Consider the following 20,552-nt stretch of genomic DNA (forward strand, 5'->3'; position numbering starts at 1 on the left):
ACCGGGGCCCCGCATGCGAATGCGGGGCCCTTTTCATTGCGGGGCAAGGATCGTGGCATACACCGCCCGTCCAGGCGCACATTTTCCTAACAAAGGTATTGCAAATCATTCTCATTAAAAATATCTTATGCATCTGCTCTGGCCGGATGTGCGGGTCGCATGAATCGCTGCGTCGCACAAGCCAGATCACCAATCACCGGGTTTGCATGGCCACGCAGTCACCCATTGCGCGTGCCGCCTGCTGACCCGAACCCCTGCATCCAGCCATTGCGAAACACTCGCATTCGCCAGACCCGCCAGGCCCTGTCGACACGCGACGCTCCATTCATCAACGGAATCCCCATGCCTTTCATCAACAGCCGCAAACATCCCGCAGCACGGCGCAAGCCGCCCCAGGCCTCCGGCATGGTGGCCGCTACCTTGCTCACTGGCCTGGCACTGGCTCTGCCCGCGGCGGCTGCCGACATGCCAGCCACCAGCGCCGACAACGTCACCAACGCAAAGACCTTGCCGAGCGTCAAGGTGGAAGCCACACCTAACGACTACAAGATCGACAAAGTCTCCTCGCCCAAATTCACCCAGCCGATCCTCGACACCCCGCAGACGATCAGCGTGATCAGCAAGGAGCTGTTCCTGCAACAAGGTGCTACCACGCTGACCGAGGCGTTGCGCAACAGTCCGGGCGTCGGCACCTTCTACGCCGGCGAGAACGGTTCGACCAGCACCGGCGATGCGATCTACATGCGCGGTTTCGATACCTCCGGCAGCATCTTCGTCGATGGCGTGCGCGACCTCGGCACGATCTCGCGCGACGTGTTCAACATCGAGCAGGTCGAAGTGACCAAGGGCCCGGACGGCACCGAGTACGGTCGCACCGCACCTACCGGGGCGATCAACATGGTCAGCAAGCAGCCGCTGCTGGACAACAGCGTTTCCGGCTCGGTCAGCTATGGCAGTGCCGATCAGAAGCGCAGCACCGCCGACTGGAATCAGGCGATCGGCGCAAACGCCGCGTTCCGTCTTAACGTCATGGGCCAGAACAGCGGCGTGCCCGGGCGCAACGACGTGGAGAACAACCGCTGGGGCGTGGCGCCGTCCTTCGCTTTCGGGCTGGGTACACCGACCCGCGTGTACCTGGATTTCCTGCACGTCAAGCAGAACAACATCCCCGACGGGGGCGTCTCGACCATCGGCCTGCCCGGCTACAGCAGTCCCGATCCGTCACGCCCCTTTCTTGCCGACGCACCGAAGGTGAATCCGGACAATTTCTACGGCACCAGCCAGGATCATGATCGCGACCAGCAGGACATGTTCACCGCAATCGTCCAGCACGACTTTTCTGACGACGTCGAGCTGCACGACACGCTGCGCTGGGGCCGCACGCGGCAGGATTATCTGCTTACCTCATTCACGGCGACGGCCGCCAACCTGCAGACCCCCGATCCGGCCGATCCCTCGACCTGGACCTTGGCGCGCAGCAATCCGAACTTCAAGCACCAGAACAACCGCATCGCCACCAACCAGACCAACCTTACCGCCAACTTCGAGACGGGCGCCGTCACCAACAATCTCAGCGCCGGCATCGAGCTGACCCAGGAAAAGGCCACCGCGCTGGGTATCGTCGCGCTGAATGGCAGCACCTGGCCGGCCGCCAATCTCTACAATCCGGACGCCGATGTCGGCGGACTGCTCTACGGCCCGAACGGCGCCTTCACCAGCGGCCAGACCACGACCGAAGCGGCCTACCTGTTCGACACCATGAAGTTCGGCGAGCAGTGGCAGATCAATGCCGGCGCACGACTGGATCACTACAGCACCGATTTCACCAGCACGGTGGTCTGTGGCAGCAAGAACACGCCCGCGTGCGGTGCGTTGCCGGCCGGCAGTGTCGTGCCGGGCATCGACGCCCGCGTTTCCGGCAACCTGCCCAACTACAAACTCGGGGTGTTGTACAAACCGACCGCCAACGGAAGCATCTACGTCAATTTCGCCATGTCGCAGGAGCCGCCGGGCGGCAATACGCTCACCTTCAGCAGCTCGGCCAACAGCCTGGACAATCCCGACCTCGAACCCCAGAAGGCGCACACGGCCGAGATCGGCACGAAGTGGAACCTGCTCGACGACCATTTGCTGTTGACCGGCGCGCTATACCGCACCACGGTCACCAACCAGCTGGTGCAGGACCCGACCGACCCCACCCAGTACGATCAGATCGGCAAGCAACGCGTGCAAGGCATCGAGATCAACGCCGTCGGCAAGCTTACCGACAACTGGTCGCTCAGCACCGGCTATACGATCATGAACACCAAGGTGGTCAATGGCAGCTCGGTGACCTCCGACGGCTCCAGCGTGCTGGCCTATACCCCGAAGAGCGCCTTCACCGCATGGACCAACTACCGTCTGCCGTTCAACCTGACCATCGGCGGTGGTGCGCGTTACTCTGGCGAGCTGCAGCGCGGTACCGACAGTGCGATCGGCACGCCAGCCTATACGCAGGACTACTGGGTGTTCGACGCGGTGGCCAGCTATCCGGTCAACAAGCACTTCGATCTGCAATTGAACGTGTACAACCTGTTCAACAAGGATTACGTCGCGGCGATCAACAAGAGCGGTTACCGTTATATTCCAGGGGTCACCCGCTCGGCCATGCTCACCGCCAACTTCCGCTTCTGACATTTGCCTGGCAAATCCTTCTCCCCTTGGGAGAAGGATTTGGATGAGGGCCATCTTCTCCCGCTGGGGGAAGGATAGAACCAACGCTGGAAGCCATCATGCTGCTGCATATTCCCGAAGTTCTCAGCCGCGACCAGGTCAGGCAGTTGCGCAGCGCACTGGATGCCTCTGACTGGACGGACGGCCGTGAAACCGTCGGGCCACAGGGCGCGAAGGTAAAGCGCAACCAGCAGTTGCCGGACACCTCGCCACTGCGACAGCAACTGGGTAACACCGTCCTGTCGGCGCTGGCGAAACAGCCGCTCTATCACGCGGCAACCTTGCCGTTGCGTACCTTGCCGCCACGCTTCAACCGCTATGAAGGTGGCGGTCACTACGGCTTCCATGTCGACGGCGCCGTGATGGGCTTGCCCGGGGATGCCGGCCAGCTGCGCAGCGACATCTCCTGCACGCTGTTTCTCAGCGAACCGGACGATTACGACGGCGGCGAGCTGATCGTCAGCGATACCTACGGCGAACACGAGGTGAAACTGCCGGCCGGCGACCTGATCGTCTATCCGTCCAGCAGTCTGCACCGAGTCGCAGCGGTGACGCGCGGAACCCGCCTAGCTGCGTTCTTCTGGGTGCAGAGCCTGATCCGCGATGACAGTCAACGCCGCCTGCTGTTCGAACTGGACACTTCGATCCAGACCCTGACCGAATCCGGCGCCGATGCCGATGCGCTGCTGCAATTGACCGGGATCTATCACAACCTGCTGCGGCAGTGGGTCGAAACCTGAGCACAGAGGCAACGAACGACGCAAGCTGGAATGACCCCACGTTGCCCATTTGCAGCCAGCTGTTCCCAGCGCGTGCCGCGGAGCGGATAATTGTCGGCCCTTGATGCAACACGGCTGAGCAATGTTCGTACCTGGTCAACGCTGGATCTCCTCCGCCGAACCCGAGCTCGGTCTCGGCACTGTATTGCGTGTCGAAGGACGCGGCGTGCAGGTGCTGTTTGCCAAGGCCGGCGTGCTGCGCCCCTATGCCGTCGACTCGGCGCCGCTGCTGCGCGCGGAGTTTCGCGCCGGGCAGCGCGTCGCCGGCAAGGGCATCGCGTTCCTGGTGGAGCGCGTCGAGATTCGCGAAGAGCTGCTGATCTATCGCGGCGAGGGCCGAGAACTGCACGAAGGCCAGCTCGATGACGAGCAGAGCGTCAGCCAGGCCGACGACCGCCTGATCGGCGGCCGCACCGATCCGGTCGCACAATTCGAACTGCGCCTTGAAGGCCTGCGTCGGCGTGCCGAGGCGCGTCGCTCACCCGCCTGGGGCCTCGGCGCCGCGCGGATCGGACTGGTGCCGCATCAGCTGCGCGTGGCCGGCATCGCTTCCGCGCGCCGACCGCCGCGCGTGCTGCTGGCCGACGAAGTCGGCTTGGGCAAGACCATCGAGGCCGGCATGATCATCGCCCGCCAACTCGCCACCGGCCGCGCTTCGCGCGTGCTGCTGCTGTTGCCCGACACGCTGGTGTACCAGTGGTTCGTCGAATTGCTGCGCCGCTTCAACCTCAGTTTCGCGATCTACGACGAAGAGCGTTGCGAGGCGCTGGAGCAATCCGGCGACGACAGCAATCCGTTCGAGGATGAGCAGCTGGTGATCGCCGATTTCGGCTTTCTCGAGAACTCGCCGAAGCACGCGCAGCAGTTGCTGGATGCACCATGGGACCTGCTGGTGGTCGACGAAGCGCACCACCTGGCCTGGTCGCCGGAAGTGGCCAGCCCGCGCTACACGATGGTGGAACAGCTCGCCGCGGCAATCCCCGGTGTGATCCTGCTCACCGCCACGCCGGAACAGCTTGGCCGCAGTGGCCACTTCGCGCGCCTGCGCCTGCTCGATCCACAGCGTTATCAGGATCTGGACGGTTACCTGGCCGAGGCTGACAGCTTTCAGGCACTGTCGCGAATCGCCGACCGTCTGCTCGACGGCGCAGCGCTGGACGATGATCAGCGCGCTGCCCTGGCCAAGGCCTTCCACGGCGATGCAGCGCTTACTGCCCAACTGACTGACTCGACCAAACCGGACAACGCACGCGCCCTGCTTGCCGCCCTTATCGATCGCCATGGCACCGGCCGGGTAATGTTCCGCAACAACCGCGCCGGCGTCGGCGGTTTTCCAAAGCGCCTGCCCGAGTGGCATCTGCTGGATGCCGATACTCTCGACGAAAGTGCGAAGCACTCGTTGCTCGCCGAATTCCATGCCGACATCCAGCAGCCCGCAAGCCTGATCGAAGTCGATTACAGCGCCGATCCGCGCATCGACACTCTTACCGCTTTGCTCGATCAACACCCGCAGGACAAGTTCCTGCTGATCTGCCGCAGCCAGGCCAAGGTATTGGCGCTGGAGGAAGCGCTGCGCACGCGCACCGGTGCCGGCATCGCGCGTTTCCACGAAGGCCTTGGCATCGTGCAGCGCGACCGCAATGCGGCGTACTTCGCCCAGCCCGACGGCGCACGCCTGCTGCTGTGCTCGGAGATCGGCTCCGAAGGACGCAACTTCCAGTTTGCGCACCGGTTGATCCTGTGGGACCTGCCGCTCGATCCGGACCTGCTCGAACAGCGCATCGGCCGCCTCGACCGTATTGGCCAGAAACACGATATCGCCATCCATATCCTTGTCGTCGCCGACAGCGCGCAGCACGTGCTGGCGCGCTGGTATGACGAAGGCATCGACGCGTTCCGCATGAGCCCGGCCGACGGGCGTGAACTGTTGCGTCGCTACGGCGAACCGCTGGCGCGCCTGGCTGAAGAACATGCGCGCGGCGATGACAACCGCGACCAGGAACTGGACGTGCTGCTGGCCGAGACCCGGGCCAGCCACGAGCAGATGGCCGAACTTATCCGCGCCGGCCGTGATCATCTGCTGGAGCTGGCATCCAGTCGCGACCTGCACGCCGACGAACTGCAACAGGCGTTTGCCCGCGAGGATCGCGCGCCCGATCGCGACGCCTTCGTGCAGCGTCTGCTGGAGGCGTTCGGCATCCATGCCGAGGAACTCGGCGGCCAGGTACTCCTGCTCGACCCGCAATACCTGTCCACCGATGCGCTGCCCGGCTTTGCCGACGGCCCGCAAGCGGTGACCTTCGCCCGCGACGTGGCACTGGCGCGTGAGGATCTGCCGCTGTTGCGGCTGGACCACCCGCTGGTAGCCGGTGCGCTGGATCTGGCCTTGTCCAGCGAACAAGGCAATGCTGCCTTCATGGTCGACGATGAGCTGTCACCGCGCACGGCCCTGCTGCAGACCGTGTTCGTGCTCGAATGCGTCGCCGACCGGCGGCTGGATGCCGAACGCTTCCTGCCGAGCTTGCCGATCGTGGTCACCATCGACACCCGGCTGGCCGAACGCGTCGACTTTTCGCCCAGTGAGATCGCGCTGCGCAAGGCGAGCGACCGCAACATCGAGGTGATGCGCTACCGCAAATTCCTCGGCAAGCTGGTGCCACCGATGCTGGAGCGTGCCGAGACGCTCGCCACGGCACGCGGACAGGGCAGCATCGACGAAGCGCTGGCTCTCGCCACTACTACGCTGGATGCCGAACTTTCACGTCTGCTCGCATTGCGTGCAGTGAACCCCTCCGTCAGCGAGGCGGAAATCGCCGCCGTCGCGGACGAACGCTCCGCCCTGCTGGCAGTCTTGCCGCAATCCCGTCTTCGGCTGGATGCGGTGCGCTTCGTGGTCAGCCCGGATTTCCTCGCGCTGCGCTGAGCCGGCAACGCCGCCACGACCACCGCAAGCCTGTCTGGTTGATCCGCGTTGCGATCAACCGGCAGGCGCGTAATCGGTCTCCCGCAAGCGACGGTCGACGCCAAACACCTTGTATGCGACCGCCAGCAGCAGTACCCATGCCGCGCCCACATACAGCGCCACGCGGGTGTCTGCGCTGTAGCCAAGCATCACCAGCACGAACGCGAGAAACGCCAGGCACACCACGCTGCTCAATGGCCACCAGCGCAGCTGGAATACCAGGGCCGTCGTCTGCCGTCGGCGAAAACGCCAGTGCGCGATCAGCACCATGCCCCAGGTCCACACGGTATTGAAGGCAAGGATCGACATCATCATGCCGAAGATGCGCTCGGGCACCAGATAGTTCAGCAGCACGCCCAGCATCAGGCAGGCCATGGTCACCAGTACGCCGCGCACCGGTACACCGTGCTTGCTCAGCTGCTGCAATCCGGCCGGCGCCTGCCGCTTGGTCGACAGGCTGTACAGCATGCGGCTGCCGCTGAAGGTTGTGGAGTTGAAGCTCGACAGCGCCGCCGTGATCACCACGAAATTGATCAGCCCGGCCGCCTGCGGAATGCCGAGCTTTGCGAACGTGGTGACGAAGGGGCTGCCCTGCGTGCCCAGTTCGTTCCACGGGTAGATCGCCATGATCACGAACAGCGCGCCGATATAGAAGATCAGGATGCGCCAGATCACCGAGTTGACGGCGCGGGGAATCGTGCGCTCCGGGTTGGATGCCTCGGCCGCCGCCATGCCGATCGTCTCGATGCCACCGAACGAGAACACCAGCACCGGCAACGCCAGCACCATGCCGGTCACGCCATTCGGGAACCAGCCGCCATGTGTCCACAGGTTGGACAGACCCGCCGGATGGCCGCCGTTGCCCCAGCCGAGCCAGATGATGGCGGCGCCGCCGAGGATCATCAGCACTACGGTCAGCACCTTGACCAGTGCGAACCAGAACTCCAGCTCGCCATAGACCTTCACCGCCATCAGGTTCAATCCGCCGATCATCGCCACGCTGCCGAAGGTCCAGATCCACTGCGGCAGATCGGGATACCACTGCTTCATGTAGATGCCCACCGCGGTGCTCTCGGCGATGCCCACCCCCATCATCAGGATCCAGTAGTTCCAGCCGGTGAGATAACCGGCGAACGGGCCCAGATACTTGTGCGCATACGTGCTGAACGATCCGGCCACCGGATCCTGCACGGCCATTTCGCCAAGCGCGCGCATGATGATGAAGATCATCGCGCCACCGAACAGGTAGGCGAACAGCACCGACGGGCCAGCCAGCTTGATCGTGCTGGCCGAGCCGAGGAACAGGCCGGCGCCGATGCACATGCCCAGCGCCATGAAGGTGATGTGGCGCGGGGTCAGTCGGCGTTGCAGGGATTCGGACATGGATTCCACTCGAGGAGAAGGATGGTTCAGCGTCGCAGGATCCGCTTCGGCTTGAGCGGCAGCCGCCCGCGCCAGTATTCGATCAGCACAATGCCGCCCAGCATGCCACCAAGGTGGGCGAAATGCGCAACACCCGCCTCGAAGCCGGTCACGCCCATGGTCAACTCGACGACGGCATACCCCGTCACGAACAGCCACGCCGGCATCGGGATCGGCAGGAACATCAGCATCACTTTCTCGTGCGGATACATCATGCCGAACGCCAGCAGCAGGCCGAAGATCGCGCCGGACGCACCGAGCGTTGGCCCGTATTCCGTCGGCGGAAAGAACCAGAGCACCGCCAGCTGCAGCAATGAGGCAACAATCGCACAGACGAAGTAGTAGATGGTGAACTCGCGCGCCCCCAGCGTGCGCTCGATCGCCCCGCCGAACATGTACAGCGCAAACATGTTGAACAGGATATGGGCATAGCCACCGTGCAGGAACGCGCTGGTGACGATCTGCCATACCTCGAACAGGCCGCTGCCCAGCGGCCACAGCGCGAAATACTGCACGATGACGTCGCCCATCACCTGTTGCAGCAGGAACACAGCGATGTTGGCGATGAGCAGGTTGCGCGTGACGGGGGGCAGATCAAAGGGCATCAGATTGTTTCCGGGGAATCGCAGATGACAGAGTACGCATGATGCAGGTATCGATGCGACCGCGGTACGGATACGCTGACCAACACGATGCTGAATCGTTCATGCGTCGCCTGCCTGAGCCGTGAACCACAGCCAATGAAAAGCCGCCTTTCGGCGGCTTCTGGAAACGGCGGCGGCGACTATCGATCACCCCTTGCTCGCCACCTGCGCGATCCCCTCGGGACGCTTGGCACCGGCGAAGCGCTTGGCCCAATAGGTCTCGTTGAGACTGGAAATCTCCACCGACTTGCCGCTGGCCGGCGAATGGATGAAACGGCCGTCGGAAATATAGATACCCACGTGCGAGATGCGGCTCTTGCCGTGCGTGTGGAAGAACACCAGATCGCCCGGCTTCATGTCGGCACGATTGACCTTGAGGCCAGCCAGGAATTGCGAAGCGGAGTTGGTCGGCAACTGCAGGCCAACCGCATGAGCAAACACGTAGCGGACGAAACCGCTGCAGTCGAAACCGGTGGACGGATCGCGACCACCACGCACGTAGCGGATATCGCGCAGGTTCATCGCCAGCGAGATCAGGGCCTTGCGCAGATCGGTGACATTCTCGGTACCGTTCGCGTCTGCTGTCTGCGTACCGGCGTCGATCTGATCGGATGTGCTGCTTGCCGCGACACTGCCTGCGGCGACATTCTCGCTGACCGTAGCCAGCGAACCGAAATAGGTCGGCTTGGTCGACTGCACCAGCATTCCGGCCGGATTGAACAACGGTGCCTGCGCCAGCCACGCCGGCGTGGCATTCGCGGCCGACGGCGAACCGCTCAGCGTGAACGAACTGGTCTGGAGTGAAGCGGGGATCGGCAACTCCGATTGCGCCGGGGCAGCAACGACGGCCGCTGTCTCTGCGAAATCGGTGCTGGATGCCAGTGAATCGGAATGAGTGTCCTGCGGAGCCGTATCAGCCAGCTTGCCGTGCGTACGATGCGTCGACTTGTGCTGAGCTGACTTGCCATGGACCGGCTTGTGCTGCACATGCTTTGCATGGACTGGCTTGCCGTGGGTCTTGCTGGTCGTTGCCTGCGTGGGTGCAACCACGAACATGGCAGCCGCAAGCACGGAACAGACAGTCAATCGTTTGATTGGCATGCGGGAAAAATCCCTTGAATTACATCAGGATTAGCCGCCTGCAAAGCTGACGACGTGACTAGGGAGTGAAATTAGCAAGAAGATCCCGTCTGTTTGTTCGATCTGGGTTAACTGAACTTCATCGTTTCAAAAAAACGTGATGACCGTCACAGTGTGATCAAGTTATTTATTTTCAACAATTTACGTGCTTAATTTGGCGAAATTCCACCCTATACAGAACTACATTCCGGTTTCATGCCGGTAATTAGTGCCCGAAGTGGCCCGGCCACCAAAGATCGCCGTACCGATGCGTACATCGGTGGCGCCTTCGGCGATCGCAAGTGGGAAATCCCCACTCATGCCCATCGAAAGTCTCGGCAGATCATGGCCTTGCGTTATCGCGTGGTCGCGCAGTTCGCGCAGCCGACGGAAGCAGTCGCGCACCTGGGCAGCCTCGCTGGAATGGATCGCGAGCGTCATCAGGCCACGCACACGCAAGCTGTCATAACCGCGCAAGGCATCGAGGAAAGCCGGCAACTGCTCGGGTGGCAGTCCGTACTTGCTGGGTTCGGGCGAAGTCTTGACCTGCACCAGCACGTCGATGGTGCGACCGGCCTGCTGCAGTTGCCGATGCAGCGCCACCGCCAGCTCCAGCCGATCCAGCGACTGCACTTCGCTGGCCAGCCGCGCCACGTCCTTGGCCTTGTTGGTCTGCAGGTGACCGATCATCACCCAGGCAATGCTGTCATTGGCCAGTGCCGCCGACTTGTCGCGGATCTCCTGCACCTTGTTCTCGCCGAAGCGATGCAGGCCAAGGCCGATGGCGGCCCGGACCACGTCCGGACCGAAGGTCTTGCTGACCGGCAGGATGTCTACCGTGGCCGGATCACGTGCGGCAGCCCGGCAGGCGTCATCGACCTGCCGACGGATCTGCGCCCAGTTCGCCGCCAGATAGTCGGTCTCGGTGCTCATGGCTGACCGTCGATCTCAGGCCTTGGCGCCTTGCTGGTGGTGTCGCGCCACCACTTCGGCCACCACCATGCTGACCTTCTTGCCGGTAGGGATGTGCAGGAATTCGTTCGGGCCATGCGCATTGGAATGCGGACCAAGCACGCCGGTGATCAGGAACTGCGCCTTGGGAAATTTCTCGCCCAGCATGCCCATGAACGGGATGCTGCCACCCTCGCCCATATAAGTCGCCGGTGCACCGAAGTAGTGCTGCGAGGCATCGGCCACCGCCTGTTCCAGCCATGGCGACAGCTGTGGCGCGTTCCAGCCGCTGCCGTCCTTTTCCAGAGTGAAGGTGACCTTGGCGCCGTACGGCGCGTCCTTTTCCAGCAGCTGCTTGAGGAACTCGCCTGCCTTCGCGCCATTGAGCGTCGGCGGCACGCGCAGGCTGAGCTTCACCGAGGTCTGTGGCCGCAATACGTTGCCGGCACTGTCCAGCGGCGGCATGCCGCCGATGCCGGTCACTGCCAGTTGCGGGCGCCAGGTGCGGTTGAGCACCAGTTCGGTCAGATCGTAGGTGACCGGCTGCATGCCTTCGACCCACGGAAACTTGTCGTAGATCTCTTCGCCCAGCACCTCGGCGGAAAGCTTGGCCTGCTCCACCCGCTGCTGCGGAATCTCGACGTACAGCTCCTTCGGCTTGATCCGGCCGGTTTCCGGATCCTCCAGCCGCGACAGCAGCTCGCGCAGGATGCGGAAACTCGACGGCACCACGCCGGACGCGTCGCCCGAATGCACGCCCTCTTCCAGCACCTGCACGGTGAGATTGCCGCCGGTCATGCCGCGCAGCGAGGTGGTCAGCCACAGCTGGTCGTAGTTGCCGCAGCCGGAATCCAGACACACCACCAGCGACGGACTGCCGATGCGTGCGGCCAGGTGGTCAACATAATAAGGAAGGTCGTAGCTGCCGGATTCCTCGCAGGCCTCGATCATCACCACGCAACGCGCGTGCGGAATGCCCTGCTCATGCAGCGCCAGCAGCGCAGCCAGCGAACCGAAGATCGCGTAGCCGTCGTCGGCACCGCCGCGACCGTAGAGCTTGTCGCCCTTGATCACTGGCGTCCACGGACCGAGGCCCTCGGCCCAGCCGGTCATTTCCGGCTGCTTGTCCAGATGGCCATACAGCATCACGGTATCGTCGCCCTGGCCGGGCACTTCGATATAGATGAGCGGGGTGCGCCCTTCCAACCGCACCACTTCCAGTGTGGCACCCGGCAAGGCCCCCAGCTTGGAACGCGCCCACGTCTCCATCAGCTTGACCGCGGCGTCCATGTAGCCGTGCTCGACCCATTTCGCGTCGAACATCGGCGACTTGTTGGGAATGCGGATGTACTCGACCAGCTGCGGCACGATTTCATCGTCCCACAGGCCACTGACAAAACGGGAAAGGCGGGTGGTATCCATGCGCAAACTCCGGGGACGATCAGATCGCCATTGTAACAGCGCCACCCGACCACACCGGCGTCGACGCCGACACGCCATCAGGCGATACCCACGGTTGGCCGCAACGCTTGCGCACAGTCTTGCCTTGGCATGTCCGACTGCGTCTTCGCCCGCGGGCGGGCACTCTGCGGCTGCGGCACCCGGATGCCGCCATCACACCCAGGGAGAAAGGCCATGTTCCACAAACTTGCCGTACTTGCCCTTGCACTGATCCTCACTCTGCCCGGTCTGGCGTTCGCCGCAACACCCGTCAACATCAACAAGGCCGACGCGTCCACCATTGCCACTTCACTGGATGGCATCGGCCAGTCGAAGGCTCAGGCGATCGTCGCCTGGCGCGATGCGCACGGCCCCTTCAAGAGCGCGGATGACCTGTCCCAGATCAAGGGTATCGGCGCGGCGACACTTGAGCGCAATCGCGCAGCCATCCTGCTCGCCGACACCGCAACGGATGCTCCGGTGACCAAGACAGACAAGCCGGTCAAGAGTCGGCGCAAGAGCAAGAAAGCAACTGCCGACGCCGCGGCGTCAGCAGAATAATCCGCAAAACCTGCACAGAAAGGCCGGGCGGCGCGATCCATGGCGGGTCGCGCCGCTTGCGTTACACTCGCGCGCCTCTCCTGTCGCCACGCCAGCCATGATCCTGCCGCGCTATCACATCGCCGCCTCTGCCATCCACGGCGCCGGCAACGGTCTGTTTCTCGACGAAACCGTGGCGGCAGGGCGCATTATCACGGCACCGGACGGCATCAATCACACCTACCGCCATGCCGACATCACGGCGTCGCCGGAGCTCAGCGCACAGTTCCACGCCAGCGCGCGGTGGTTCGAGGACCGCTACACGCTGTCGCCCGACTGGCCGGACGAGTGCTACATCAACCACAGCTTCACGCCGAACGGGCTGTGGCATCTGGGTTTCGTGTTTGCGTTGACCGAACTACCGCCCGGCACCGAGATCACGGTGGACTACCGGCACCTGCTGCCGCCCGGCCACGCCGAGGACTTTGTCGATTCGGTCACAGGTGAGATAATCACCGGATTGTCCTGGCAAGAGAGTCTCGCCAGCAGTACTCACGCACTGGCCGAACTGCTGGGTGCCACTCACCGCTGATTGTGATGTTTGATATTCCAACTCTTGAAACGGCGCGGCTGCGCCTGACCGCGCTGACCGAACGGCACTTCAACGATTACGCTGCGATGCTGGCCGATCCGGAAAGCACGCGCTGGATCGGCGATGGCCAGCCACTGGATCGCACCAATGCCTGGCGCTCGCTGGCGATGCTGCTGGGCCACTGGCAGCTGCGCGGATGCGGCATGTGGGCACTGGAGCTGAAGTCCAGCGGCGAGTTCATCGGCCGGGCCGGCTTGATGTATCCCGACGGCTGGCCAGGCCTGGAGCTGGGCTGGATGCTGAAGCCGGAACACCGCCACCACGGCTATGCCACCGAAGCCGGCGATGCCGTTCTCGATTTTGCCTGGAACCAGCTGCATGCCCAGCGCGTGATCAGCCTGGTACGAATCGGCAACGAAGCTTCCGATCGCGTCGCCGAACGCCTTGGCGGTGAGCACATCGAGGACATGGATTTCTACGGCAGCCACAGTCACGTGTTCGCCTACTACCCGCCGCACCGCGAGCATCGCCGCGCTTACGCCTGAGCTGCGGACACATAAAGACCCCCGCGCACTGCCGGAACTACGACAGACACCAGCTTGTCTGGAAATGCACAACCCCGGAGAATCCAGAGGAACCTTCTGCCCGCTCCGGGCAATGCCCTGCATCTGACCACGCCGCGCGCCATACTTGGTGTTCCGCGGCCCATGTCCCCAGGAGTTCCTCAATGCGCATCCTACTGGCCGAGGATGATCCCTCGATCGCTGAAGGCATTTGTGGATCGCTTCGGCACGGTGGTCACGCGGTGGATCACGTGGCCAGCGGCAACCTCGCCGATGCAGCGTTGCGCGATCACGAATACGACCTGCTGGTGCTTGACCTTGGCTTGCCCTTGCTTGATGGCAGCGAGGTGTTGCGACGTCTGCGCAGCCGTGGCACCGGGTTGCCGGTGCTGGTGGTGACCGCCCGCGACGGCTTGTCCGAACGTATCCGCGTTCTCGATCTGGGTGCCGACGATTACCTGGTGAAACCTTTTGCGCTGTCCGAATTCGAGGCCCGCGTGCGTGCGCTGCTGCGCCGCGCCAGCAGCCAGGGCAAGCCTGAGTTGCAACTGGGTCGGTTGCGTCTTGATCTGCCTGGACATCGCGCCTGGATCGATCAGACCCCGCTGGAACTGACCGCACGCGAGTTCGGCCTGCTGGAAGCATTAGCCTTGCGCGCCGACCGCGTCACCAGTCGCACGCAACTGATCGAAGCCCTGTGCGACTGGGATCAGGAACTGACCGACAACGGGCTGGACATCGCCATCCATCGCCTGCGCCGCAAGCTGCAGGGCAGCGGCACCGGCGTGCGCACGATCCGTGGCCTGGGATATCTGCTGGAAGAAGCTGAAGAACCCGGGAGCGATCGCGCATGAACTCGCCTCCAAGGCATCGCCGCCGCCCCAGCCTGCGTCGGCGCCTGCTGATTTTCCTGCTGATTCCCATGGCCGCACTGCTGCTGCTGGACGCCATGCTGACTTACAGTGTCGCCCTCGGCTATGCCAACAAGGTGCATGACCACGATCTCAGCGACGATGCGTTGACGCTGGCGAAGATGCTGGGCAACGATCAGCTCGGCAGCACGCTGACACCACAGGCGCGGTTTCTGCTCGAATACGATCCGGCTGGCCACAGCTATTTCAGCGTCATCAGCGCCAGGCATGGGCTGCTGGCCGGCAACGGGCGCTTGCCACAACTGTCACAGACACCCGCGCTGAATGTCGCGCCCAAGCTCTATAACACGCAGCTGGACAAGCATGCCTTGCGTGCTGCCAGTGTGCACACCGCCGCCAGCCATGACCCGGGCGACAGCCTCATCATAACGGTCGCCGAAACCCTGCGTGACCGGCACGAACAAGCACGGGAAATCCTGTTCCTCGCGACCGTGATGCAGACCCTCTTGCTGGTAAGCGTGCTGTCGCTGGTCTGGTTTGGCGTCAGCCGTGGTCTGCGCGTGCTCGATCCGCTGACCGCCCGGCTGGCCGCCCGTACGCATGAGCTGACTCCGATCAACGGCCCTGATGTACCGCAGGAAATCCAGCCACTGACGCGAACCATCGACGCACTGTTCGGCCGTCTGCGCAGCATGCTGGCCCTGCATGATCGGTTCATCGCCGATGCCGCGCACCAGCTGCGCACGCCGCTGGCCGGACTGAGTCTGCACGTCGACCGTGCCCTTGCCGATCCGCAGCCGGCAACAGTGACCGACGCGCTGATGCATATCCGACGACTGACCCAGCGCGCCGCGCGGACTTCCTCGCAGCTGCTGTCGCTGGCCCGTGCACAAGCCTCGCGGCCTGACAGCGAGGAATGCACACGACTCGATCTGAGTCGTTTGATTCCCGACGCCGTGGCGCTGCGCGTGCACGATGCCCTGGTCGCCGGCGTGGATCTGGGCTATCAGGGGGACGCTGCTAAGCAAACGCTATGCATACTCGGCGATGCTGCCAGCGTGCAGGATCTGCTGGACAATCTGATCGACAACAGCGTGCGCTATGGCGGTCGCGGCTGTACCGTCACCGTTGCTTTACACGTGCAGGCAGATGGTGGTGTCAGCCTCAGTGTCGAGGATGATGGTCCCGGTGTGCCACCCGAACTGCTGCCACGCCTGAGCGAGCGATTTTTCCGCGCCACTCCCAACGGCGAAGAAGGCACCGGCCTGGGTCTGGCGATCGTCCAGCGCATTGCCGAACGGCACAATGCCGAGGTGGTCTACCGATCAGGTGAGGAGCGTGGCCTGTGTGTCGAAGTGCACTTCCCGCCGATGGCATGAGATGCGGCCGGACCGCAGCACTCGCTGCACCCTGCCTGTACATCTGCGCGGCCCCCTATTGCGATCCCCCGCTTCGCCTTCACAATAGTCGGAGACACCGCTGTGGCAACCCATGATGAACGCCATGGATACCGACTCGGCGCTGCAACAGCAATCATTGCCATGGAACCATGCATACCGTGCCATCCCGACTCATGAGCTGGGCAGTCACTGACAGTCTGCTGCGTGGCTGCCTGACCGCAGCACTGCTTGGCGGAATTGCCGGCTGTGCGGCACCACTGCCCAGGCTGACTCCACCGGTGCCTGCGCAGTGGCAGCATGCGGCGGCCTCGGATCCGGCCAAGGCGACCGACCTGCATGGGTGGTGGCATGCCTTCGCCGATCCCGAACTCGATGCACTGGTCGACCGGGCACTGAGCAACAATCTTGACGTGGCGCAAGCCGTCGAGCGCCTGCGCGCCGTACGCGCGTTGCACGATCGCTCGCAGGCGCGTTACCTGCCGGTACTGACCGCGAGCACCAACGATGTGATCGATCCGGATGCGAGCGCCTCGTACTTCCTGATCGGCTTCGACGCCAACTGGGAATTCGGTTTGTTCGGACGGTCCACCGGCACCCGGCGCGAAGCAAATGGGGCGCTGAATGCCAGTATCGCCGACCTGCGTACCGCACAGGTGTCGCTGGTCGGCGAAGTCGTACGCGAATGGATCGAGCTGCGCACCGCGCAGCAACAGGAACAACTGTTATCCCGGATCAACCAGACGCGCCAGCATGAATGGCAGTTGCTGCAAATACGCCAGCATCTGCAGCTGGCGCCACCCAACGTGGTCGACCAGGCCCAGGCGTCGTTTGCGCAATCCGCGGCTGCCCTGGCCGCGCCACGGCAGGCCATCAACGCCTCCGCGCAGCAGCTGGCCCTGCTGCTCGGTCAAAACCACCCCGACCCGGCATGGCTGCAACCCGGCACACCACCTGAACTGGGTGCATGGCAACTCGACAGCGCCCCGGCCGACCTGGTGCGTACGCGCCCCGAGATTGCCCGCGCCGAAGCGGATGTGCTGCAGGCTGCCGGAGCACAGGCACTGGCCCACGCCGACCTGTTTCCCAGCATCGGTCTCGGTGGATCGATCGACTGGGCCACCGATATCAACAACAACAAGAAACATCCCAGCACCCCCAATGCCATCGACTCACTGGGTCCGGTGATCAATATCCCGCTGTTCGACTGGGGTATCCGGCTGGCCGCCAAGCACGCCAAGGATCACGAGCTGAAAGCCAGCGTGCTGGCTTACCGGCAGGCGGTTCTGCAAGGTGTAACCGAAGCGGAAGCCGCGCTCGGTAGCGTGCAGCAACAACAGCAACGTGAACAGCAGAGTCTGCTCGCATGGCAAGCACTGCAACGCGTCGACCAGACCACGCAGACACGCGTCGACCTGCACCTGGGCAGTCCGCTCGATCGCGCCGAAAGCCAGGTCGCCGCCGATCAGGCCGCGATCGAACTGGCCGATGCCCGTGCCGGGCACAGCCTCGCTTACGTGGCGTTGTTCAAGGCACTCGGCGGCGCGCCATTGCCGACAGCTGACGAAATGGGCACACCACCACCGGAAACGTCATCCGGGGGCAGCACGGACAAGGTGCATCGCTGATGGTGGCCCTTGCACGCAAGACGCTGATCTACGAGTGGCGACGCTTTCTGCCGGCGATGCTGGCGGTCGGTTTCGCCGGCTTGCTGCAGCTGCTGCAGATCGCACTGGTACTGGGCATCTTCGGCAGCACCAGCCTCTATATCACCGGCTCATCGGCCGATGTCTGGATCGGCTATCCCGGTACCCAGAGCGTGGGTTCGGGCCGAAACATCGATGCCGACGTGGAATCGCGCATCCTGATGGATCCGGCCATCCAGCGCGTCGAGCCATATATCTGGGTCGACGGTGACTGGCGCGGCCCACGCGACACCGGCGGCGTCTCGGTGTTCGTTTCCGGCATCGACACGAGCCCCGACGGCCTGATGTTCTCCAAGGCACTGCCGGCCAACCTGCGCGCACGGCTGGCGGAGCCGGATGCGGTCGTCGTCGACCGTTCGGTGCTGGACCAGCTCGGCGTCGGCATCGGCCAGACCGCCACCATCAACGGCCACCAGGTGCGCGTGGTCGGCATCAGCAGCGGCCTGCGCGCGCTGGGTGGCGTCAACGTGCTGTGCTCGCTGGATACCGCGCGTCAGCTGGATGAGGATCCGGCTGACAGCGGACCGACCTATCTGGTCGCCAAACTGCACGATCCGTCCCAGGCCGATGCGGTCGCCATCCGGCTGCGTGGTGGTACCGCGTTCGGTCCCTATACCACCTGGAGCGCCAAGGATTTCGCGAAAATCTCGGTGCGCTACTGGCTGTTCGACACCGGCGCCGGCGCCGGCGTGCTGTTCCTGGCTGGCATCGTGTTCCTGGTCGGCGCGGTGATCACCAGCCAGACCCTGATCGCTGCGGTCAACGGCTCGGTGCGCGAATACGCCACGCTCAATGCGCTGGGCGTCGGCGTCGGCGCCTTGCGCAAGGTGGTGCTGGAGCAGGCGTTCTGGGTCGGCGCGCTGGGCCTGCTCGGCGCCGGGCTGCTCGGCATCGTGCTGATGATGCTGGCACGCAGCCAGGATGTGCCGGTGGTACTGACCGTACCTGCGGCGGTGGCCTGCATCCTGCTGGTGATGGGTCTCGCCGCCGTTTCCGGATTGGCCGCCATGCGCGCCCTGCGCCGCGCCGACCCCGCCACCTTGCTGAGGTAGTCGTGATGCCCACTGCCACTGCAGCAGCACAGACACGCGCACCGGCCCTGCTGGCCGAAGGCATCAGCAAGGCCTTCATGTCCGGCCATCAGCGCACACAAGTGCTGGACGGCCTCACGCTGAGCCTCGATGCCGGCGAACTGACCCTGATCTCCGGTCCTTCCGGTTGCGGCAAGAGCACCCTGCTGGCGATTCTCAGCGGCCTGCAGAAGGTCGACAGCGGTCGCGTGCGTGCGCTGGGCAGCGAACTGGGCCAGCTCGACCTGCGTGCACTGGAGCGCTTCCGCCTGCAACACACCGGTTTCGTGTTCCAGGGTTTCAACCTGTTCCCCGCACTGAGCGCGTTCGAGCAGGTCGAGTTGCCGTTGAACCACATGGGCCTGTCACGCAATGAAGCACGTCGCCGCGCACAGCAATCGCTGGAGGAAGTCGGCCTGGCGCATCGCATGCGCCTGCGGCCGTCCGAACTGTCCGGCGGCGAGAAGCAGCGCGTGGCGATCGCACGTGCGCTGGCCAAGGAGCCGGAGCTGCTGTTCGCCGACGAGCCGACCAGCGCACTGGACGCCGCCAACGGCCAGATGATCATCGACATCCTGCACCGGATCGCGCGCACTCATGGCACCACCGTGCTGTGCGTCAGCCACGATCCACGTCTGGTCGTCCACGCCGACCGCGTCCTGGCGATGGAGGACGGCCGCATTCTCAGCGACCAGCGTCCACCCACGCCGGCCGCGCAAGACAATGGAATCCCATCATGAAGTCGCCCCTGTTTCCCGCGCCACTGCACCCGCATGCCACGCTACTGATCCGCCTCGGCTGCGTGGCCGTAGCCATGTCATGGCTGCTGGCCGCCTGTTCGAAGTCTGCCGATACGCCCAGCAGCGCCACCGCCCAGCCCGCTGCCACATATACCGCCGTGGCACGCGGCCGGATCGATATCGAAGGTGGCCTGTTGAACCTGTCGATGCCCCGCGAAGGCACCCTCGCCAAGGTCGCCGTGCGTGAAGGCGACCACATCAAGCAGGGGCAGCTGCTCGCCATGCTGGATATCGAGCCGGCAACGCTCGCAGTGGATGCCGCGCAGACCCAGCTGGAACAAGCCCAAGCACAGCTGAAGCTGCTTGCCGTCAAACTGGCGGCGGCCCAGCAGCGCGCCCAGCGACTGGCTGCCGCCGTCGCCGCCGGCGCCGGCGACGGCCAGAGCGCCGACGACGCACGCGAAGCCGTCGCGCAGCTCGATGCCGAACAACAGGCCGATCGCGCCGCGCAGGACATGGCCAGCCAAAAACTGGATGAAGCCCGTTATGAACTGAAGCAGCGCAGCCTCCTCTCGCCGTTCGACGCCGAAGTGGTGCGCGTACTGGCCCAGCCCGGCGCCAGCGTCTCGCCCTCTTCCGGACCGCTGTTCACCCTGCTGCCGCAGAAGCCGCGGATCGTGCGTGCCGAACTCAATGAGAGTTTCGTCGGGGCGATCCAGCCCGGCATGCAGGCCGAGGTGGTCGCCGATGGTGGTCGCGACAATGCCCGCTGGAGCGCGCACGTGCTGCGCATCGGCAATGTCTACGGGCCGGCCACGCTGGAGAACGACCCGCAGATTCGCGCCAACGCGCGCACCGTGGAGTGCGTGCTGGCGTTTGACCAGCCACAAGATTTACGTATCGGCCAGCGCGTGATCGTGCGCTTCGGCGCCGCTGCGCCGAAGGTTCAGGCCACCTCGAAAGACTGAAGAAACCGCGATCTGCGACGCTTTAGCGTATCAAGGACCGTTATCGATCAACGCGATGACGGCCTCCAGTACAGG

At 63.9% G+C, this 20,552-nt stretch carries 17 protein-coding genes; 12 read left to right on the plus strand and 5 right to left on the minus strand.

Annotation, left to right across the window (positions count from 1 at the left end; translation table 11 throughout):
* Positions 1–342 precede the first annotated feature (342 nt).
* The 3 genes from B0E51_RS09030 to rapA all read left to right on the plus strand — a co-directional run bounded on the left by B0E51_RS09030 (position 343) and on the right by rapA (position 6,414).
* Positions 343–2,673, plus strand: coding sequence for a catecholate siderophore receptor Fiu (locus B0E51_RS09030; protein ID WP_077444559.1), 2,331 nt, complete (start codon positions 343–345; stop codon positions 2,671–2,673).
* A 98-nt stretch (positions 2,674–2,771) separates the two neighbouring features.
* On the plus strand, positions 2,772–3,452 hold the full coding sequence (locus B0E51_RS09035; protein WP_077444560.1) for a Fe2+-dependent dioxygenase: 681 nt from the start codon (positions 2,772–2,774) through the stop codon (positions 3,450–3,452).
* Positions 3,453–3,573: 121 nt separating this feature from the next.
* Entirely contained in the window at positions 3,574–6,414 is a 2,841-nt protein-coding gene (gene rapA / locus B0E51_RS09040; protein ID WP_077444561.1) for an RNA polymerase-associated protein RapA, read from the plus strand.
* A 54-nt stretch (positions 6,415–6,468) separates the two neighbouring features.
* On the opposite strand, the gene B0E51_RS09045 is transcribed toward rapA, so the two are convergent.
* From B0E51_RS09045 to B0E51_RS09065, 5 genes are all read right to left on the minus strand, one after another.
* Positions 6,469–7,836: an amino acid permease gene (locus B0E51_RS09045; RefSeq protein ID WP_077444562.1), complete on the minus strand. Its 1,368-nt coding sequence runs from the start codon at positions 7,834–7,836 to the stop codon at positions 6,469–6,471.
* 26 nt (positions 7,837–7,862) lie between these two features.
* Complete coding sequence (locus tag B0E51_RS09050) at positions 7,863–8,480, minus strand: rhomboid family intramembrane serine protease (RefSeq protein WP_077444563.1); 618 nt, start codon at positions 8,478–8,480, stop codon at positions 7,863–7,865.
* Between the two features lie 186 nt (positions 8,481–8,666).
* Entirely contained in the window at positions 8,667–9,224 is a 558-nt protein-coding gene (locus tag B0E51_RS09055) for a C40 family peptidase (RefSeq protein ID WP_254424487.1), read from the minus strand.
* A gap of 615 nt (positions 9,225–9,839) precedes the next feature.
* Positions 9,840–10,571 (minus strand): YggS family pyridoxal phosphate-dependent enzyme, encoded by a 732-nt coding sequence (locus B0E51_RS09060; protein ID WP_077444565.1) that lies wholly within the window; start codon positions 10,569–10,571, stop codon positions 9,840–9,842.
* Between the two features lie 15 nt (positions 10,572–10,586).
* Positions 10,587–12,011, minus strand: a complete 1,425-nt coding sequence (locus B0E51_RS09065; protein WP_077444566.1) for a M20 family metallopeptidase — start codon at positions 12,009–12,011, stop codon at positions 10,587–10,589.
* Positions 12,012–12,224: 213 nt separating this feature from the next.
* Here B0E51_RS09065 and B0E51_RS09070 point away from each other — a divergent pair, with 213 nt between their 5' ends.
* From B0E51_RS09070 to B0E51_RS09110, 9 genes are all read left to right on the plus strand, one after another.
* Positions 12,225–12,590: a helix-hairpin-helix domain-containing protein gene (locus tag B0E51_RS09070; RefSeq protein WP_077444567.1), complete on the plus strand. Its 366-nt coding sequence runs from the start codon at positions 12,225–12,227 to the stop codon at positions 12,588–12,590.
* 97 nt (positions 12,591–12,687) lie between these two features.
* A complete protein-coding gene (locus tag B0E51_RS09075) occupies positions 12,688–13,161 on the plus strand; it encodes an SET domain-containing protein (RefSeq protein ID WP_077444568.1) in 474 nt (157 codons plus the stop codon).
* A gap of 5 nt (positions 13,162–13,166) precedes the next feature.
* Positions 13,167–13,706 (plus strand): GNAT family N-acetyltransferase, encoded by a 540-nt coding sequence (locus B0E51_RS09080; protein ID WP_077444569.1) that lies wholly within the window; start codon positions 13,167–13,169, stop codon positions 13,704–13,706.
* Between the two features lie 182 nt (positions 13,707–13,888).
* Entirely contained in the window at positions 13,889–14,578 is a 690-nt protein-coding gene (locus B0E51_RS09085; protein WP_077444570.1) for a response regulator, read from the plus strand.
* Positions 14,575–15,975, plus strand: coding sequence for a sensor histidine kinase (locus B0E51_RS09090; RefSeq protein ID WP_077444571.1), 1,401 nt, complete (start codon positions 14,575–14,577; stop codon positions 15,973–15,975). Before B0E51_RS09085 ends, B0E51_RS09090 begins: the two co-directional genes overlap by 4 nt.
* A 179-nt stretch (positions 15,976–16,154) precedes the next feature.
* Positions 16,155–17,621, plus strand: a complete 1,467-nt coding sequence (locus B0E51_RS09095) for a TolC family protein (protein ID WP_254424475.1) — start codon at positions 16,155–16,157, stop codon at positions 17,619–17,621.
* Entirely contained in the window at positions 17,621–18,751 is a 1,131-nt protein-coding gene (locus B0E51_RS09100; protein WP_077444573.1) for an ABC transporter permease, read from the plus strand. The genes B0E51_RS09095 and B0E51_RS09100 overlap by 1 nt, the downstream gene beginning before the upstream one ends.
* A 5-nt stretch (positions 18,752–18,756) precedes the next feature.
* Positions 18,757–19,509: an ABC transporter ATP-binding protein gene (locus B0E51_RS09105; RefSeq protein ID WP_077444574.1), complete on the plus strand. Its 753-nt coding sequence runs from the start codon at positions 18,757–18,759 to the stop codon at positions 19,507–19,509.
* Positions 19,506–20,477 carry an HlyD family efflux transporter periplasmic adaptor subunit gene (locus B0E51_RS09110; RefSeq protein ID WP_077444575.1) on the plus strand — a complete coding sequence of 324 codons (972 nt, stop codon included), beginning with the start codon at positions 19,506–19,508 and terminating at the stop codon, positions 20,475–20,477. Before B0E51_RS09105 ends, B0E51_RS09110 begins: the two co-directional genes overlap by 4 nt.
* Positions 20,478–20,552: the final 75 nt, after the last annotated feature.

This window comes from Rhodanobacter sp. C05 (genome assembly GCF_002001165.1).
Taxonomy (GTDB): Bacteria; Pseudomonadota; Gammaproteobacteria; order Xanthomonadales; family Rhodanobacteraceae; genus Rhodanobacter.

Coding starts and splice junctions, on each gene's coding strand:
- B0E51_RS09035 (WP_077444560.1), top strand. CDS start 2,772: ATGCTGCTGCATATTCCCGAAGTTCTCAGCCGCGACCAGGTCAGGCAG.
- B0E51_RS09070 (WP_077444567.1), top strand. CDS start 12,225: ATGTTCCACAAACTTGCCGTACTTGCCCTTGCACTGATCCTCACTCTG.
- B0E51_RS09075 (WP_077444568.1), top strand. CDS start 12,688: ATGATCCTGCCGCGCTATCACATCGCCGCCTCTGCCATCCACGGCGCC.
- B0E51_RS09060 (WP_077444565.1), bottom strand. CDS start 10,571: ATGAGCACCGAGACCGACTATCTGGCGGCGAACTGGGCGCAGATCCGT.
- B0E51_RS09090 (WP_077444571.1), top strand. CDS start 14,575: ATGAACTCGCCTCCAAGGCATCGCCGCCGCCCCAGCCTGCGTCGGCGC.
- B0E51_RS09065 (WP_077444566.1), bottom strand. CDS start 12,011: ATGGATACCACCCGCCTTTCCCGTTTTGTCAGTGGCCTGTGGGACGAT.
- B0E51_RS09030 (WP_077444559.1), top strand. CDS start 343: ATGCCTTTCATCAACAGCCGCAAACATCCCGCAGCACGGCGCAAGCCG.
- B0E51_RS09100 (WP_077444573.1), top strand. CDS start 17,621: ATGGTGGCCCTTGCACGCAAGACGCTGATCTACGAGTGGCGACGCTTT.
- B0E51_RS09105 (WP_077444574.1), top strand. CDS start 18,757: ATGCCCACTGCCACTGCAGCAGCACAGACACGCGCACCGGCCCTGCTG.
- B0E51_RS09045 (WP_077444562.1), bottom strand. CDS start 7,836: ATGTCCGAATCCCTGCAACGCCGACTGACCCCGCGCCACATCACCTTC.
- rapA (WP_077444561.1), top strand. CDS start 3,574: ATGTTCGTACCTGGTCAACGCTGGATCTCCTCCGCCGAACCCGAGCTC.
- B0E51_RS09050 (WP_077444563.1), bottom strand. CDS start 8,480: ATGCCCTTTGATCTGCCCCCCGTCACGCGCAACCTGCTCATCGCCAAC.
- B0E51_RS09080 (WP_077444569.1), top strand. CDS start 13,167: ATGTTTGATATTCCAACTCTTGAAACGGCGCGGCTGCGCCTGACCGCG.
- B0E51_RS09085 (WP_077444570.1), top strand. CDS start 13,889: ATGCGCATCCTACTGGCCGAGGATGATCCCTCGATCGCTGAAGGCATT.
- B0E51_RS09110 (WP_077444575.1), top strand. CDS start 19,506: ATGAAGTCGCCCCTGTTTCCCGCGCCACTGCACCCGCATGCCACGCTA.
- B0E51_RS09055 (WP_254424487.1), bottom strand. CDS start 9,224: ATGCTGGTGCAGTCGACCAAGCCGACCTATTTCGGTTCGCTGGCTACG.